We start from the raw sequence: 16,819 nt of genomic DNA, 5'->3' as shown, positions 1-16,819 counted from the left end.
TCAGCCCGCGTCGGCCGCCGGTGCCGGGGCGGCCCGCTGGCCGCGCTTGTCCAGCGAGGCCAGGTAGGCGTTGTACGCGGCCAGCTCGGCGTCGCCGCTGCGGTCCTCGGCGCGGTCGCGGCGGCGGGACACCCGCTGCTCGGACCGCATCCACTGGTAGACCAGCGCGATCAGCACGATCGCGGTCGGGATCTCGCCGAACGCCCAGGTGATGCCACCGGCCAGCTTCTGGTCGTCCAGCAGCTTCGTCCCCGGAGGCGCTCCCTCCTCGGTGAAGGTGGTCACCAGCGGGTGGCTGGCCATCATCACCGCGACCCCGAAGAAGGCGTGGAACGGCATCCCCATGAACAGCTCGATGATCCGCATCACGTGGCCGGGCCGGTGTGGGCCCGGGTCCACGCCCATGATCGGCCAGAAGAACGCCAGTCCGGCGGCGAGGAAGTGCACCATCATGAAGATGTGCCCGAGCCGGTACTGCATGAGGAAGTCGAACAGCGGGGTGAAGTAGACCCCGTAGAGGCTCGCGATGAACAGCGGGATGGTGAAGCCCGGGTGCGAGACGACCTTGACGTAGGTGCTGTGCAGCAGGGCCACCAGCAGCTCGCGCGGCCCGCGCGGCCGGCCCTTGCCGGCCGGGCGCAGCGCCCGCAGCGCCAGCGTGATGGGCGCGCCGAGCAGCAGCAGGATCGGCGACAGCATCGAGAGCACCATGTGCTGCATCATGTGCGCGCTGAAGAGCACCATGCCGTAGTCGTTCAGGCCGGTGCAGGTGACCAGGATCACCGAGCCGATGCCCGCCGCCCAGCCGACCGACCGGCCGATCGGCCAGCGGTCGCCGCGCCGGTACAGCCGGACGACGCCGGCGCCGTACAGCGCCAGGCCGGCCAGGCTGCCGATCAGGAAGACCCAGTCGGGGGACCAGGTCATGACGTTGGAGAGGGAGAAGGGGCCCAGCTCGGTCATTCCGCCGTGGTGGTGCATCCCTGACATTCCGTCGCCCATCGGCGGGTCCCGCTTTCCCTCGTCACGACCCTGGGTGGGTCCGGTTCGCCCGTTTTGCTTGCCTCCACAGCCTAGGCGGGCCTTACTCCGCCGCTTCCCCCGCCCCCCGTCCGCGGGGCGGCGGCGCGGGAAGGGGCGGCGCGCCGGTCGCCGACCGCGCGCCGCCCCTTCCGTCCGTCCGGGCGGGCGTCAGGACCCGCTGTTCCCCTTCAGGCAGTACCCCTTGTCCGCGTGCTCCTTCAGGTAGCCCGCCGTGATCAGGCCGCTCACGTCGAAGGTCGGCAGGGCCGGGTCGTTCGGCTTGAGGTCCGGGTCGAGCCACTGCTGGAGGCCGTTGCCGGGCTGCGAGAAGGCGCCCGCGATGTGGCCCTGCTGGACCTTGAACCCCTTCAGCACCTCGAAGCAGTGGTAGTTGGCCTCGCCCCCGTTGAGGGAGTCCGGCGGGAGGGCGCGCTCGGCGAACCGCGTGCCGCCGGGGGCCAGGAACCTGCCGCGGTCGTTGCTGCCGAAGCGGTCGAGCTTCTTGCCCGTCGCCAGGGTCACCTCGGTCATGTCGAGGTTGCCGCCGTTGTCGGTGAAGCCGTTGTGGTCCGGGTACTTCCAGCCCCGCCAGTCCCGGTACCAGTCCAGGAACCGGGCCGGTGTCACCCCGCCCAGCCGGTCGTAGTCCTTCAGCAGCGCCTTCAGCACCGGGCTCGTCGGCAGGGTGACCGGGCCGAGCTCCCGCCGGGTGCAGAGGTACTGGTCCGCGCCGGTGTCGTAGACCTTCGGGACGCCTTCGCACTCGTTGATCGGTACCCGCTGGGAGGGGGACGACTGCGCGACGGCGGTGCCGGTGGCGGCCAGGCCGGTCAGGGGGAGCGCGACCGCCATGGTGAAGGCGGCGAGAGCGGGACTGCGCATGCGTGGTTCCGTTCGGGAGGGGGGAGTGGGGCGCCTCGGTCACCCCGCCCGCCCGGCGGGCCTGGTAGCCGAGAGCACGCGCACAGTTACCCACGGCGACACGGTTGGTGCACGGATGACCCACGCGCACGGCCTGCCGCCCACCCGTTCGGCCCAGGGCGCGTGCGGTGGAGGCCTGTTCGGGGGTTCGGCGGGCCGCTCGCCTCGGACCGCCGGACGGTCCCGGCGACGCGCCGCGTCGGGTGCGGCGGCGCGGGGGAACGCCGAGGACCCGTCGCCGCGGGCGGTGACGGGTCCTCGGCGGAGGGGCTCCGGTTCCACCGGGTCGCCCCGGCCTCGTGTCAGAGGCCCTGCCAGGCGGGCTTGGCGGCGTAGGTGTCGCGGAAGTAGTCGGCGAGCTTGAGGCCGGAGGCGGCCGCCTCGTCGACGACGACGGTGGCGTGCGGGTGCAGCTGCAGGGCCGAGGCGGGCACCATCGCGGACAGCGGGCCCTCCACCGCGAGGGCGACGGCCTCGGCCTTGGCCTCACCGGTGGCGAGCAGCACCAGGTGGCGGGCCTCCAGGATGGTGCCGATGCCCTGGGTGAGCACGTGGTGCGGGACTTCGTCGAGGCTGTCGAAGAACCGGGCGTTGTCCTCGCGGGTCTGCCGGGTCAGCGTCTTGATGCGGGTGCGCGAGGCGAGCGAGGAGCACGGCTCGTTGAAGCCGATGTGGCCGTCGGTGCCGATGCCGAGCAGCTGGAGGTCGACCCCGCCGGCCTCGGCGAGCGCGCGGTCGTACGCCGCCGCGGCCGCGGCGATGTCCGGCGCGTTGCCGTCCGGCCCGAGGAAGGACGCCTCGGTCAGGCCGAGCGGCCCGACGACCTCGCGCAGGACCACCGAGCGGTACGACTCGGGGTGGCCGGCCGGGAGGCCGACGTACTCGTCCAGCTGGCAGACGCGTGCGCGGGAGGCGTCCAGGGTCCCGGCCTGCACGCGGGCGGCCAGTGCCTGGTAGATCGGCGTCGGGGTGGAGCCGGTTGCCACCCCGAGCAGGGCGTCGGGCTTGTCGGTCAGCAGATCGGCGATCGCCGCGGCGATGAGGCTGCCTCCGGCGGCAGCGTCGGGCACGATCACGATTTCCATACGGATAGCCATTTCTGGAGAGCGACGTAGAGGTCTAGACCACATTCTGCCGCGAATTCCTCCCCCAGGTCCATTCCGTTCCCCCGGGCGTCCCGGAGGGTGGTCGGCCCCGCCCCGGACGGGGCGGGGCCGGGCGGTGGGCGGGCCCCTCGGCGGGTGGCCCCGGAGCACACCGGCGACGTCGCCCCGTACGTGCACCAGGGTCATGTCGTCGGCTGCGACGCGTTCAGGACCCAGGCCGACGCGTAGGCCGTCCGGCGGGCGGACACGCTCGACCCGAACGCACCCGACCGGGACGGCGACGGGCTCGCGTGCCCGGACCTCCCCGGGCCGAAGGACCGCAAGCCGGGTCCCCACCGGGTCCCCCCGGGGTCAGTTCCTCGGTACCAGGGTGTTCTCGCTGCGCCGGCCGGCTTCGAAGTCGTCGACGTTGCGGACCGTCGCGCCGATGATCTGGCCGACGGCGGTGTGCGTGAAGTAGGCCTGGTGGGAGGTGATCAGGACCTGCGGGAAGGTGACCAGCCGGGCGAGCGTGTCGTCGCTGACGCCCTCGACCGAGCGGTCGTAGAAGAAGACGCCGGTCTCCTCCTCGTAGACGTCCAGACCGACGCCGGACAGCCGGCCGGCGCGCAGCGTCTCGACCAGGGCGGTGGTGTCGACGAGGCCGCCGCGGCTGGAGTTGATCAGGATCGCGTCGTCCTTCATCAGGGCGAGCGCCCCGCCGTCGATCACGTGGTGGGTGCTCGGGACCAGCGGGACGTGCAGGCTGATCAGGTCGCTGCGGGCGAGCAGTTCGGCGCGGTCCACGTAGGTCATGCCGAGCGCGGTGCACGCGGGGTTCTCCGCGATGTCCCAGCCGAGCAGCTCGGTGCCGAAGCCGTGGGCGATCCGGGCGAAGCACTCGCCGATCTTGCCGGTGCCGAGCACGCCGATCGTCATCCCGTGGATGTCGCGGCCGAGCAGGCCGTCCAGCCGGAAGTCGAACTCGCGGGAGCGGTTGGTGGCCCGGGTGAGCCGCCGGTTCACCGCGAGCGCCAGCGCCCAGGCGTGCTCGGCGACGGCGTACGGGCTGTAGTACGAGACCCGGGCGACGGTGAGGCCGAGCTCGGCGGCGGCGTCCAGGTCGATGTTGTTGAAGCCGGTGGAGCGCTGCGCGATCAGCTCGGTGCCGCCGGCGGCGAGCAGGCCGAGCGTCCGGGCGTCCAGGACGTCGTTGACGCTGCTGCTGACCGCGCGGTACCCGGCCGCCAGCGGGGCGGTGTCGCGGTCGAGGAAGACCGCCAGGCTGCGCAGCGCGTGGCGCTCGGCGAAGGCCTGCTCCAGCAGGGGCCGCTCATCTTGTTGGACGCCGTAGGCGAGGATCTCCATCCCGTCACGCTACCGAGCCGTCCCGCTCCGACGCCCCCGACGCGTCGGGGGCGTCGCGCCCACCGGACGCACCGACAGTTGTGGCCGGTGGCGCCGGGGTTCGGCCACCGGCGGCCGGAGGGAGGCCGTCCCATCGCGCCATCCTGGCCGGGTGGTGCCGGTCACCGGGGAAGGGTCGGGGGCGAAGGATTTTCGGTGCGGGATCTGCACAGCGTGAAGATCGATCCGGGTCTGACGATCATTCAGTGGAGAAACGGGAGATCTTCCTGGGGCGTCCGAGGCGTGGGCAGCCGGGGGATGGCTGAATCCGCGCCAACCGTACGTACCCCCGCCGATCGGCAGTTCACTAGGTCGAGTTGCCCTGCGAGCATCGAAACAGCGAGCACGATCATGAAATCGCCTCGCATTAACGTTTCTGCAAGCTTTTCTGAACGGCTCCCCAACACCAGACGGGGCGCCCAAGGGGGGTACCACCATGTCCGAAGACACCCATGCCTCGGAGCTGACCCGGCGGCGGATGCTGCAGGGGGCCGCCGTGGCCCTGACCGCGGCCGCCGGCACCGTCGTGCTCGGCGTCGCCGGTCCGACCAGCAAGTCGGCGACGGCGGCCGACCCGGGGGCGTCCGACACCTTCGACGAGGTCTTCCAGGGCCGTCGCATCCAGGGCCGCCCGGTCACCGACGGCAGCAGCCACCACCACGGCGGCGCCGGCTACTCGGTGCGGATCGACGGCGACGAGCTGCACATGATGCGCAACGCGGACGGCACCTGGATCAGCGTCGTCAACCACTACCAGACCTTCGCCACGCCGCGCGCGCTCGCCCGCGCGGCCGTCAGCGAGCTGCAGGGCGCCACGCTCGTGCCGATCGCGACGGTCTGAGCACCGAGTCCGAACACCCGGACCAGGAACACCACTTCACACCCAAGGGGGGACTCATGGCAGTCCGCAAGAACCAGGCGACCCTGACGGCCCAGGAGAAGCGCGCCTTCGTCAACGCCGTGCTCGAACTCAAGCGCAGCGGCGGTTACGACTCCTTCGTCACGACCCACAACAACTTCATCATCAGCGACACCGACAACGGCGAGCGGGTCGGCCACCGTTCGCCGTCCTTCCTGCCCTGGCACCGGCGCTTCCTGCTCCAGTTCGAGGAGGCCCTGCAGGCGATCGACCCGACCGTCACCCTCCCGTACTGGGACTGGACGGCGGACCGCACCACCACCGCCTCGATCTGGGGTGCCGACTTCATGGGCGGCAACGGCCGCAGCAGCGACGGCCAGGTGACCACCGGGCCGTTCGCCTTCTCCGGCGGCAACTGGGCGCTGAACGTGCGGCCGGACAGCCGCACCTTCCTGCGGCGCCAGTTCGGCGCCTCGGTCGCCCAGCTGCCGACCCGCGCCGAGGCCACCGGTGTGCTGGCGATCGCCGCGTACGACGCCGCGCCGTGGAACAGCGCCTCGGACGGCTTCCGCAACAACCTGGAGGGCTGGCGCGGGGTCAACCTGCACAACCGGGTGCACGTCTGGGTCGGCGGTCACATGACCACCGGCATGTCGCCCAACGACCCGGTGTTCTGGCTGCACCACTGTTTCATCGACAAGCTCTGGTCGGAGTGGCAGAAGCTCCACCCGTCGTCCACCTACCTGCCGGCGGCCGGCACGGCGAACGTGGTCGACCTCAACGAGACCATGAAGCCGTGGAACAACGTGACCCCGGCGGACATGCTCGACCACACCGCCCGCTACACCTACGACACCGGCTTCTGACCGGCCGCGCGCCGACCTGACGCCCGCACGAGACGGCGCCGGCCCCCGAGCGGTTGCTCGGGGGCCGGCGGCCGTGGTCGGGTCGAATCAGATGACCGTCTCCGCCTCCAGGTAACGCTCCTGCGGCACGGTCTTGAGCTCGGCGACGGCCTCGCCGATCGGCACCAGGTTGATGTTGGTGCCCTGCAGTGCGGTGATGTGGCCGAAGGCGCCCTTGTGGACGGCCTCCACGGCGTGCCAGCCGAACCGGGTGGCCAGCACCCGGTCGTACGCGGTCGGCGTGCCGCCGCGCTGGGTGTGGCCGAGGATCACCGGGCGGGCCTCCTTGCCGAGCCGGTGCTCCAGCTCCCGGGAGAGCTGGGTGGCGATGCCGGTGAACCGCTCGTGGCCGTAGATGTCCTTGCTGCCCTCTTCCCAGTGCATGGTGCCGGGCTCGGGCTTGGCGCCCTCGGCGCAGACCACGATCGCGAACTTCTTCTGCCGGTCGAAGCGCTCGCGGACGACGGCCGTGAGCTTGTCGATGTGGAACGGGCGCTCCGGGACGACGATCGCGTGGGCGCCGGCGGCCATGCCCGCGTTGAGCGCGATCCAGCCGGTGTGCCGGCCCATGACCTCGACGACCATGACCCGCTGGTGCGACTCGGCCGTGGTCTTCAGCCGGTCCAGCGCGTCGGTGGCGACCGAGACCGCGGTGTCGAAGCCGAAGGTGACATCGGTGCACGCGATGTCGTTGTCGATGGTCTTCGGCACGCCGACGATCGGCAGACCGGCGTCGCTCATCAGCTTGGCGGCCTTGAGGGTGCCCTCGCCGCCGATCGGGATGACCGCGTCCAGACCGAGGTCGGCGCAGTACCGCTTGGCGCGCTCGACACCGTCCCGCAGATGGCTCGGCTGCACTCGCGAGGAGCCGAGGATGGTGCCGCCCTGGGCGAGGATGCCGCTCACCGAGTCCAGGGTCAGGGGGCGGTGGACGCCCTCCAGGAAACCTCGCCAGCCGTCCTCGAACCCGATGATCTCGTCGCCGTGGTCGACCACCCCCCGGTGGACCACGGAGCGGATCACCGCATTCAGGCCGGGGCAGTCACCGCCGCTGGTCAGCACTCCAATACGCATTGCTTTGCAACTCCCGAGCAGAACCGAGGAACGGCCGGACTACAGGCTGGGACGACGAACCGTCACCGTAGCGGTCGGTTCCCACACCGTGATGGCGGGGAGATGACCGAGGGGTGAAGGACCGGTCGATCCGGACAGAACGCCCGAAAACGACCGTGCAGTCGAGCATACGACCCCTGCGTCCGGCCGGGCAGGAGCCGACGCGGGAGCGGCGCCGTCGGCGCCCCCGCGCGGAAGTGCAGCCTGCTGCCGAGGAGGGTGTGCAGCCGGCATCCCCATTGTCGTACGTCCGGGCCCGCCCGTGGACCGGATGACCGCATCGCGGGCACCCGGTCGGAGCGGGCCGGCGTACTACGCGGGGCGCGAAGTGGCCGCGATGCGCTCGGCGCGCAGCGCGTCGTACCAGGTGGTGTCGGCCGGCGGCAGGGCGTTCACGTCCAGCGCCAGCTTGATCAGCATGTCCGCGACCGCGGGATTGCGGGCCATCACGGGGCCGTGCAGGTACGTCCCGAAGACGGTGTCCCGCCAGGCGCCCTCGGTGCCGTCGCCGGTGCCGTTGCCCCGGCCCGCGGTGACGGTGGCCAGCGGCTGGACGCCCTGGCCGAGGTGCGTGATGCCCTGGTGGTTCTCGAAACCGGTCAGCTGCGGCAGGGCCAGGCGCGGGTCGACGTCGGCGAGAACGTCGCCGACGCAGCGGGCGCCCTCGCCGCGGGTGGTCCAGACGTCGAGCAGGCCGAGGCCCGGCTCGCGCTCGCCGAGGTCGTTGACGAACTCGTGGCCGAGGATCTGGTAGCCGGCGCAGACGGCGAAGATGATCGCGCCGTTCTCGGCGGCCCGGACCAGCCCGCTGTCGCCCCGCAGGCGCTCGGCGGCCAGCCGCTGCGGCCGGTCCTCACCGCCGCCGATCAGGTAGATGTCCCCGCTGGTGGGCACCGCCTGGTCGGAGCGGACGTCGATCCTGGTCACGTTGAGGTGGCGCTGGCGGGCCCGGCGCTCCACGACCAGGGCGTTGCCCCGGTCGCCGTAGGTGCTGAGCAGGTCGGGGTAGACCCAGACCACGCGCAGGCTGCTCTCACTCATCCTCGAAGGCCTTCCGTCGTGAAGTGGGCTGCTGGGCCGGGCATCAGCCGGCCACGACCTTCCGCAGCTGCTGGAAGGCGGTGTAGTTGGCGATCGCCTCGATCCGGCCGGGCGGGGCCATCCGGACGGCCTGCTCCAGCGAGTCCACCACGTGGAACTGCAGTCCGGCGACCTCCAGGCGGACGGCGAGGTCCAGCTTGCGCTGGCCCATCACGAAGACCGGGTGCCCGGCGAGGCGCTCGTAGTCGACATCCCAGAGCCACGAGGTGTCGGTTCCGTCGGCGTCGAGCGCGTTGACGGAGAGGATCACCGGCGCCGGCGGGCCGTCGATCAGCGAGAAGGTCTCCAGCCAGCCGGCCGGGTTCTTGGCGAGCAGCAGCCTGATGTCCCGGCCCTGGTACTGGACCACGTCGTAGCGGCCGGCCACGGCCGTCACCGACTGCATCCGCTCCAGCGCGACCTGCGGCGGGACGCCGAAGACGGCGGCCACGGCGGCGGAGCTGGTGGCGTTGGCCAGGTTGGCGCGGCCGGGCAGCTGGAGCTGGATCGGCCAGGCGCCGCGCTGCGGGTCGATCACGTGGGTGCCCTGGAGCGCCCAGTGCGGGTTGGGGCGCCGGAAGCCGCAGTCCTGGCAGAACCAGTCGTCGCCGGGGCGCTGCATCACGCCGCCGCAGGCGGGGCAGGACCAGGCGTCCTCCTTCCAGGCCTGTCCGGCGGCCACCCAGACCACCTTCTTGCAGGAGGAGGCGGCCCAGGTCACCAGCGGGTCGTCGGCGTTGGCGATGACCACGGCCTCGGTGTCCTGGAGGCCCTCGCGCCACTTCTCGGCCATCATCCGGGTCTCGGCGGCGCGGTCCAGCTGGTCGCGCGAGAGGTTGAGCAGGGCGATCGCCTTGGGGTGGGTGTCACGGGCCACTCCGGCCAGGTACTTCTCGTCCACCTCGATGACGCCGAAGCGGGCGTCCGTGCCGCCGGCCAGGGCGGAGGTGATGCCGGCCGGCATGTTGGCGCCCAGGGCGTTGGAGACCACCGGGCCGGCGGCGCGCAGCGCCTCGGCGATCAGCCGGGTGGTCGTGGTCTTGCCGTTGGTGGCACTGACCAGCACGACGTCCAGGTGGTCGGCGAGGGTGGCGAGCAGGTCGGGGTCGAGCCTCAGGGCGATCTTGCCGCCGATCACCGAGCCGCTGCCTCGGCCCGCCTTCTGGGACAGGGCGGCGGCCACCTTGCCGGCCGTGACCGCGATCTTGGCGCGGGCGGGCAGCGAGGCGTCGCGTGCGCCTGTGGGCTCCGATTCGGTGCCTGCCATGCTCAGTGGTTCCTCCTTGCTGCGGCACCGCCCGGGGCCGGATAACGGGCCGTCGGGCGGCGGGGACGGGGCCAGCCTACCGACTCCGCCGCCCGGCTCGACGCTCCGGACCCCGCGCCGCCTGCTGCGACGGCGCCGGCTGCCTCGTCGGCGCCGCTCTGACGCGGCGTCAGAACGGGCGGTGTACGGAGGGGCCTTGCCCTGCGGGGGACGCCTCGGCCGGGCCGGTCGGTTCCCCCGGTGCGCGCCTGGGACGGGCCCGCCGAGCCGCCCGGCGGGACCGGTCCGGGCCGGGCGCGCGACGGTCCGGACGGCGTGGTCGCCGCCCGGACCGGTGTGCGTGCCGAGGCCCGCGGTGAGGATCCGGTGAAGACCGGACTACCTGCCCGGCCGGGTGGGCCAGGGCACGGGCAGCTCCTCGGCGGCCTCCGCCAGGTGCGCGGTGATCACCAGGGTGCCCTCCTCGACCTGGTAGTCCAGCGGCGCGGCCAGCTTGCGCATGGTGGCGATCAGCCCGGTGTTGGAGGAGTGGGTGACGGCGTAGACCGTCTCCACCCCGGCCTCCAGCGCCAGCGCGGCCATCCGCCGCATCAGGTCGAGCCCCAGCCCGCGCCGCTGCCAGTCGTCCTCGACCAGCACCGCGACCTCGGCGCTGCCGTCGTCCCACATCAGGTGCCCGAGGGCGACGATCCGCCCGTCGGGGGCCTCGACCGTGAGGGTCTGGCCGTGCGGGCGTCCAGCAGGTGGTCCAGATAGCGGTCGGCGTCCCGGACCGGGCCGTGGTAGCGCCGGCGCAGGGTCTCCGGGGAGCAGCGCCCGTGCATCGCCAGCGCCGCCTCCCGGTCGCCCTCGTCCGCGCGCCGCACGGTCAGGTCCGCCCCGGCGGGCAGCCGCAGCCGGGCCCGGACGTCCGGCACCCGGGGGCCGAGCAGGGTGTCCAGCTCGACCAGGGCCTGGGCCCGGGCGAACTCGGTCGGGGTGAACGGCAGGTGCGGGCGGCTGAGCTCGATGAGGTCGCCGGAGGGCACCGGCAGCCGCATCAGGTGCCCGTCCACCCCGGCGCCGCCGCGCCGGGCCGCGCCCGGGTACTGCCGGATGGCGCACTGCCCGAACAGCCGGCGCAGCGCGATCGGCAGCTCGGCGGCGTCCAGCGCGGTGCGGGTCGCCAGTGCCAGGACGTGGGTGGGCACGTCCACCAGGTCGTGCGCGTCGGCCGGGTCGGTCCAGATGTCGTGCCCGCCGGCCGACGCCACCAGCGCGGCCAGGTCGGTCCGGGTGAGGGCGTGCGGCGCCCGGACGAAGAACTCGTCCACGGTGCCGTTCGGCAGCGGGTGGGACTGCATCGAGATGATGTTGACCTGCCGCTCGGCGAAGGCCGTGCAGACCCGGGCCAGACTGCCGGGGGAGTCCTGCACCGTGGTGCGGACCCGCCAGAGCGCGGTCTGCTCGAAGTCGGCCAGCGGCCCCTTCGGCCCCTCCGCCGCGTTCGGCGCGGGCGGGCCCGGTGGCGCCGACGCGTCCGGGGCCGGCGGGCCGTGCAGATGGTGCCGGTGTGACCACCAGGTGTGGAACAGCGCCGTGGCGAGCAGGGCCACCGCCGAGGCGGCGAGCACCACCGGGCCCTCCGGGCCGTGCACGACGAGCTTGGCCACCAGGTCGGCGGCGGTCACCGAGAGGAAGACCGCGGCCAGCTCCACGGTGTCGCGGCGCCAGCGGTGGGTTCTGGCGCCGCGCCGTTGGGCACGGGAGGGGGTCGGCGAGTGGTCGGTGGATTCGGTCGTCGTCAGAGGCTCCGTGTGCTCCATGCCATCAATCTGCCGCTCCGGTGTTTCGCGATCACGAATCCCCCGTGACCTGTCGGTAAATGTCTCCGGGCCTCGGTTACCGCTGCTCGCCGGCGAGCAGTTCGGCCGCGGCCGACTTCACCTCGGTGAGCAGCAGGGCGAGGTCCGCCTCGGTGGTCGCGGCGTTCAACAGGCAGGCGCGAAGCATCTCGTGGCCGTCGAGCCGGGCGCCGGTGACGAAGACCCGGCCGCGCCGCTGCACCGCGGTCGGCAGCTCCCGGTTGAGCGCGTCCAGCGCGGCGCCGTCCAGCCCGGCGTCGCGGTGACGGAACGCCACGATCGAGGTTTGCACCTCGGCCAGCAGCTCCAACTCGTCGTCCGCCTCGACGAGTTCCCCGAGGTGGCGGGCCAGCGCGGTGCACCGGGCGATGTCCCGGGCGATGCCGTCGCGGCCCCGGTGGGCGATGGTGGCCCAGACCTTGAGGGCGCGGAAGGGGCGGGTCTGCTCGGTGCCGTACTCGGAGAACCAGCCGAGCGCCCCGGCGGCCTCGTCGCGCAGGTAGGGCGGCACCAGGCTGAAGGTGGCGCGCAGCTCCTCGGTGTCGCGCACCAGCGCGCAGCCGCAGTCCACCGGGACGCCGAGCCACTTGTGCGGGTCGAGGGCGAGTGAGTCGGCCCGCTCCAGCCCGGCGTAGCGGTGGGCGATCAGCGGGTCCAGTACGCCGAAGGCCCCGTACGCGCCGTCCACGTGCAGCCAGAGGCGCTGCTCGGCGCAGACGTCGGCGATCGGCCCGAAGGCGTCCACGGCACCGGTGCCGACCGTGCCGGCGGAGGCCACCACCAGGAACGGCAGCAGTCCGGCGGCCCGGTCCCGCTCGATCGCGGCTCGCAGGACGGCCGGGTCGAGCCGGCCGTCGGGGCCGGTGGCGACGGTGCGCAGGTGCCGGCTGCCCAGGCCGAGCAGCTCGGCGGCCTTGCGCACGCAGGAGTGCGTCTCGCCGGTGACGTAGCCGACCAGCGGCGGCATCCCGGCGAGGCCGTCCTCGCGGACGTCCCACCCGGCCGCGCGGGCGGCCCGGTCGCGGGCGGCGGCGAGGCAGACGATGGTCGCCATCGAGGTGCCCGAGGTGAGCAGCCCGCCGCCGGCCGGGTGGGGGAAGCCGACCAGCTCGGCGATCCAGCGGACCACGGCCCGCTCCAGGTGGACGTCGGCGTGGTCGCCGCCGGCCGAGCTGGGGTTCATGGCGGACGCGGCGAGGGTGGCGAGCACGCCGGCCGGCGCGGGGGCGGAGTTCACCCAGCCGAAGAACCGCGGGTTGCCGTTGCCCATCGGGTACGGCAGCACCTCCGCGTCGATGGCGGTGAGCAGCTCGGTGAGCGGCCGGCCGGCCGCGGGCAGCGGCGCGTCCAGCAGGGCCTGCCGGGCGCTGTCGTCCATCGGCTGCCAGACCGGGCGGGCGGGCAGGTCGGCGAGGTAGTCGCTGACCAGGTCGGCGGCGGCGTGCGCGGCGGCGCGGAAGTCCTCGGAGGTCACGGCGGGCTCCAGGTGGTACGGGGCCTGGTGGCGCGGCGTCCTCGGCGCACCCGGATCAGCCCGATCCTACGAAAGCGGGCCCGCGCCGTGCGGCGCGGGCCCGGTCCTGGGGGGAGGGGGTCAGTCCAGGGAGGCGGAGAGCCCGCTCGCCGAGCGGCAGTAGCCCTGCATCTCCTTGTTCGTGATCTTGGCGCAGAGCCGGCCGGCCGCGCCGCCGTCGGTGTAGTTGACCGTGTAGTAGCTGACCAGGCCCTCGGCGCAGGCCTTGCGCTGCCAGCCGTCGGCGGCGGTCGCGCACTGCTCGGCGGCCCAGTCCTCGCGGTCCAGGTTGTACTTCATGGTGCGCGAGCCGACGCCCCGGCTGCAGTCCACCGCGCCGCCGCTCGCCTTGCCGTTGAGGCACCACTTCAGCGCCTCGCCGTAGACCTCGGGGTGGTTCGGGTAGTCGTGCGAGGACAGGAAGAAGGTCGGCGCGTAAAAGTAGCAGGCGGACTGGTAGAGGGCCGGCTGGTCCTTGCACGGGTAGAGCGGGTCCTGCGCGAGCTTGTCGGCGGGCAGGTTCGCCTTCGCCTTCTCGTCCTCCTCGTCCGGGCCGAAGAGCTGCATGAACAGGCCCTCCGAGCAGCGGATCCGGTTCTGGTCGGTGGTGAACTTGTTGCAGAGGTCGCGGGCCTTGGCCACGTCCTGCTTGGCGACGAACATCGTGCCGTGCCCGACGCCGTGGATGCAGGGGCCGGTGTTCTTGGGCGCGCAGAGCTTGAGCAGGTCCACCTCGGGCTGGGCGGAGGCGTTCAGCATCTCCTCGACCGCGCCGTGCAGGTAGCCGGCCGCGCAGGTCTCGTGGGGGAAGGAGATGACCTTCTGGAAGTCGGCGTTGTACCGCTTGACCGCCTCGTGCCCGAGCTCGTGCGCGATCGGGTGGCAGAACCGGACGGTGTACGGCAGCTGCTTGGTGATCCGGTCGAGGTCCGCCAGCGCCACCCCCGGGTCGCTCGCCTGCATCTCGGCCATCATCTTGTTGCGCAGCGTCGAGCGGGTCCAGACCGCCGGGTCACCGGTCGGGGTCGCCGTCGCGGCGCCGCCGACGGGGGGTGCGTTGGAGCCGGCCGCGGTGGCGGCGCCGGGGGCGGTCGCCGAGGTGCTCGTCGCGGGGGTCCAGTCGGTGACGGCCACCGACCCGAGGCCCAGCACTCCCAGCAGGAGGGCGGTGAGAATCGCGAAGACTCGCGGCTGCATGGCGGAGATCCCCCGGCGGATCGAGACGGACGGTTCGCTCCCCATCCTGACGCCACGGGGGCGGGAATCCGCGTTTTGGGCAGCCATTCGGGAGGTGTCGGCGACGCTATCGCACGTCGCACCCGGTCAACGAAGCGGGATGCCCGGCGGTCACCACCCGGACGGCGGGCACCCGGCACGCCGCCGTCCGGAGGTGACGGCCGCTCACAGTTCCAGGGAGACCTGGTACTCCGTCAGCCAGGCGTTGAGGTCCAGCGCCAGGTCGACGCCGAGCCGGACGGACTGCGGGTCGGTGTCCGGCGCGAGTGCGTCGGTGAGCGCCCGGCGGTCCAGCAGGCCGAGCACCGGGGCGCCCGGGTCGGCGGCGAGCTCGGCGAGTTCGGCGCGCAGCAGCGCCGGGTAGTGCGGGTCCTGGACGACGGGGTACGGGCTCTTCACCCGGTCGGCGATCTCGGCCGGCAGCAGGTCGCGGACGGCGGCCCGCAGCAGGCTCTTCTCCCGGCCGTCGAAGCTCTTCATCGCCCAGGGGGTGTTGAAGACGTACTGGACCAGCCGGTGGTCGCAGAACGGCACCCGGACCTCCAGGCCGTTGGCCATGCTCATCCGGTCCTTGCGGTCCAGCAGGACGCAGACGAAGCGGGTGAGGTTGAGGTAGGAGATCTCGCGCATCCGGCGTTCCACCGGGTCGGCGCCGGGCAGGTGGGGGACTTCGGTCAGCGCCTCGCGGTAGCGGGCCCGCCGGTACTCGGCCACGTCGAGCTTCTCGGCCAGCCCCCGGTCCAGCAGCTGGTCGCGCGGGCCGGCGCCGGTTCCGCCGAGCTGGGTGACCGCGTCCACCCACGGGAAGTCGTCGGCGGCGACCAGCTTCGGGTCGTGGTACCAGCGGTAGCCGCCGAACAGCTCGTCGGCGGACTCGCCGGACAGCGCCACGGTGGACTTCTCGCGCACGCCCCGGAAGAGCAGCAGCAGCGAGACGTCCATGTCGCCGAAGCCGCCGGGGGTGTCCCGGGCCCGCAGTACGGCGGAGCGCTGCGCCGGGTCGGTGAGCGCGGCGCTGTCCAGCTCGATGACGTGGTGGTCGGCGCCGACGTGCCCGGCCAGCATCCGCGCGTACGGGCCGTCCGGGGTGGACCGGACGGCGTCGGCCCGGAAGCTCTCGCTCTGGCCGGTGAAGTCGACCGCGAAGGAGCGCACCGGGCCGGCTCCGGCCGTCCGCAGCGCCCGGGCGGCGATGGCGGTGACGGCGCTGGAGTCGAGCCCGCCGGAGAGCAGCGAGCAGAGCGGGACGTCCGCCTCCAGCTGGCGGTGGACGATGTCCTCCAGCAGGGCGCGGACGGTGGCGACGGTGGTCTCCAGGTTGTGGGTGTGCTCGCGGGCCTCCAGCGCCCAGTACCGCCGGGTCGTGACGCCCTGGCTGCGCACCCGGACGACGTGGCCGGGCCGCACCTCGGCGATCCCCCGGTAGAGGGTGCGGCCGGGGGTCCGGCTGACGGCGAGCATCTCGCGCAGCCCGTCCAGGTCGACCACCGCCCGGACGTCCGGGTGCGCCAGCACGGCCTTGGCCTCGGAGCCGAAGACCACGCCGTGCGGCGTCCGGAAGTAGTGCAGCGGCTTGACGCCCATCCGGTCGCGGACCAGCAGCAGCTCCTGGCGGCGGGAGTCCCAGACGGCGAAGGCGAACATGCCGTTCAGCCGCTCGGCCAGGCCCTCGCCCCACTCCAGGTAGGCGTGCAGCACCACCTCGGTGTCGCTGCGGGTGCGGAACCGGTGGCCGGCCGCCTCCAGCTCGGCGCGCAGCTCGCGGTGGTTGTAGACCTCGCCGCTGTAGGTGAGGGCGGCCAGTACGCGGCCCTCGTGCTCGACGGTCATGGGCTGGGTGCCGCCCTCGATGTCGATCACGGCGAGGCGGCGGTGGCCGAGCGCGGCGTGCCGCTCCAGGTGGGCGCCGCCGGCGTCCGGGCCGCGGCAGAGCTGGGTCCGCGTCATCGCGTCCAGCACTGGACGCTGGGCGGTGAGGTCGCGCTCGAAGTCGACCCATCCGGTGATCCCGCACATCAGCAAGCCTCCGGTCTTCCGCTACGCATCTCCGATGCGTATGCGGAGTATCACGCTACGGGGCGTAGTGGTGTCGCTACAAGGGTGTGTCGGCCGGGTGGCGAGCCGGCGCCGGTCGGGGTGGCGCGCCGCCCCCCGAGGGCCGGACGGGGCTTCGGGCGCCCCGCGTGCTCCGAATGTCGCAAGGCCTGCCCGAAATCGGGCAGGATCTTTGATCTCGCGGCTCGGTCCGGCCTAGGCTCCCCATTCGTGTCCAGCTCACCCGGCTCCTCGCACCCTCACGAAGACCTGCTCGCCCACCTCACCCGGACCAGCCCGCTCGGGCCCCGCGAGGCGGCGCGGGTGGTGGCGGAGGTGCTGGCGTACTTCTCCGAGACGACCGAGGAGTACGTCCGCCGCCGCCACGGCGAGCTGCAGGCACGCGGCCTGACCAACGAGAAGATCTTCGCCCGGCTGGCCGAGGAGCTGCCCGCCCGGCGCGTCGCGGCGCCCGGGCTCTCGGCCCGCCAGCTGCGCCGGATCGTCTACGGCTGACCGCCGTCGCCCCCTC

General features: G+C 73.0%; 13 protein-coding genes and 1 pseudogene. 3 read left to right on the top strand and 11 right to left on the bottom strand.

Going from position 1 to position 16,819, the window contains the following annotated elements; all coding sequences use genetic code 11:
• The 4 genes from ABT263_RS27475 to ABT263_RS27460 form a co-directional block, all read right to left on the bottom strand.
• Positions 1–981: a cytochrome c oxidase assembly protein gene (locus tag ABT263_RS27475; protein WP_329492364.1), complete on the bottom strand. Its 981-nt coding sequence runs from the start codon at positions 979–981 to the stop codon at positions 1–3.
• Between the two features lie 210 nt (positions 982–1,191).
• On the bottom strand, positions 1,192–1,905 hold the full coding sequence (locus tag ABT263_RS27470) for a TNT domain-containing protein (RefSeq protein WP_352294289.1): 714 nt from the start codon (positions 1,903–1,905) through the stop codon (positions 1,192–1,194).
• Between the two features lie 341 nt (positions 1,906–2,246).
• Positions 2,247–3,029, bottom strand: coding sequence for a glucosamine-6-phosphate deaminase (gene nagB, locus ABT263_RS27465; RefSeq protein WP_329491001.1), 783 nt, complete (start codon positions 3,027–3,029; stop codon positions 2,247–2,249).
• Positions 3,030–3,401: 372 nt separating this feature from the next.
• Positions 3,402–4,397 (bottom strand): 2-hydroxyacid dehydrogenase, encoded by a 996-nt coding sequence (locus tag ABT263_RS27460; RefSeq protein WP_352294287.1) that lies wholly within the window; start codon positions 4,395–4,397, stop codon positions 3,402–3,404.
• 475 nt (positions 4,398–4,872) lie between these two features.
• On the opposite strand from ABT263_RS27460, the gene melC1 reads away from it, so the two are divergent.
• Entirely contained in the window at positions 4,873–5,277 is a 405-nt protein-coding gene (gene melC1, locus ABT263_RS27455) for an apotyrosinase chaperone MelC1 (RefSeq protein ID WP_329491003.1), read from the top strand.
• A gap of 56 nt (positions 5,278–5,333) precedes the next feature.
• Positions 5,334–6,161, top strand: a complete 828-nt coding sequence (gene melC2 / locus ABT263_RS27450) for a tyrosinase MelC2 (protein ID WP_352294285.1) — start codon at positions 5,334–5,336, stop codon at positions 6,159–6,161.
• Between the two features lie 87 nt (positions 6,162–6,248).
• On the opposite strand, the gene ABT263_RS27445 is transcribed toward melC2, so the two are convergent.
• From ABT263_RS27445 to asnB, 7 genes and pseudogenes are all read right to left on the bottom strand, one after another.
• Positions 6,249–7,274: a 6-phosphofructokinase gene (locus tag ABT263_RS27445; protein WP_329491007.1), complete on the bottom strand. Its 1,026-nt coding sequence runs from the start codon at positions 7,272–7,274 to the stop codon at positions 6,249–6,251.
• 351 nt (positions 7,275–7,625) lie between these two features.
• Entirely contained in the window at positions 7,626–8,354 is a 729-nt protein-coding gene (locus ABT263_RS27440) for a type 1 glutamine amidotransferase (RefSeq protein WP_329491008.1), read from the bottom strand.
• Between the two features lie 43 nt (positions 8,355–8,397).
• Positions 8,398–9,660, bottom strand: coding sequence for a MurT ligase domain-containing protein (locus tag ABT263_RS27435; RefSeq protein ID WP_329491009.1), 1,263 nt, complete (start codon positions 9,658–9,660; stop codon positions 8,398–8,400).
• 378 nt (positions 9,661–10,038) lie between these two features.
• A pseudogene (locus tag ABT263_RS27430) lies at positions 10,039–11,465 on the bottom strand (GNAT family N-acetyltransferase).
• Between the two features lie 76 nt (positions 11,466–11,541).
• Positions 11,542–12,978, bottom strand: a complete 1,437-nt coding sequence (locus ABT263_RS27425; protein ID WP_352294283.1) for a pyridoxal phosphate-dependent decarboxylase family protein — start codon at positions 12,976–12,978, stop codon at positions 11,542–11,544.
• A 120-nt stretch (positions 12,979–13,098) separates the two neighbouring features.
• Positions 13,099–14,214 carry a hypothetical protein gene (locus tag ABT263_RS27420; protein ID WP_329491012.1) on the bottom strand — a complete coding sequence of 372 codons (1,116 nt, stop codon included), beginning with the start codon at positions 14,212–14,214 and terminating at the stop codon, positions 13,099–13,101.
• Between the two features lie 204 nt (positions 14,215–14,418).
• The gene (asnB, locus tag ABT263_RS27415; protein ID WP_352294281.1) at positions 14,419–16,269 is read right to left on the bottom strand and encodes an asparagine synthase (glutamine-hydrolyzing); all 1,851 of its coding nucleotides are present in this window, start codon (positions 16,267–16,269) and stop codon (positions 14,419–14,421) included.
• A gap of 249 nt (positions 16,270–16,518) precedes the next feature.
• On the opposite strand from asnB, the gene ABT263_RS27410 reads away from it, so the two are divergent.
• Positions 16,519–16,803, top strand: a complete 285-nt coding sequence (locus ABT263_RS27410) for a hypothetical protein (protein ID WP_352294279.1) — start codon at positions 16,519–16,521, stop codon at positions 16,801–16,803.
• Positions 16,804–16,819: the final 16 nt, after the last annotated feature.

This window comes from Kitasatospora sp. NPDC001603 (assembly GCF_040298365.1).
GTDB lineage: Bacteria > Actinomycetota > Actinomycetes > Streptomycetales > Streptomycetaceae > Kitasatospora.
The sequence above is the reverse complement of the archived record's forward strand: the minus strand, read 5'-3'. Positions and strand labels throughout refer to the sequence as shown.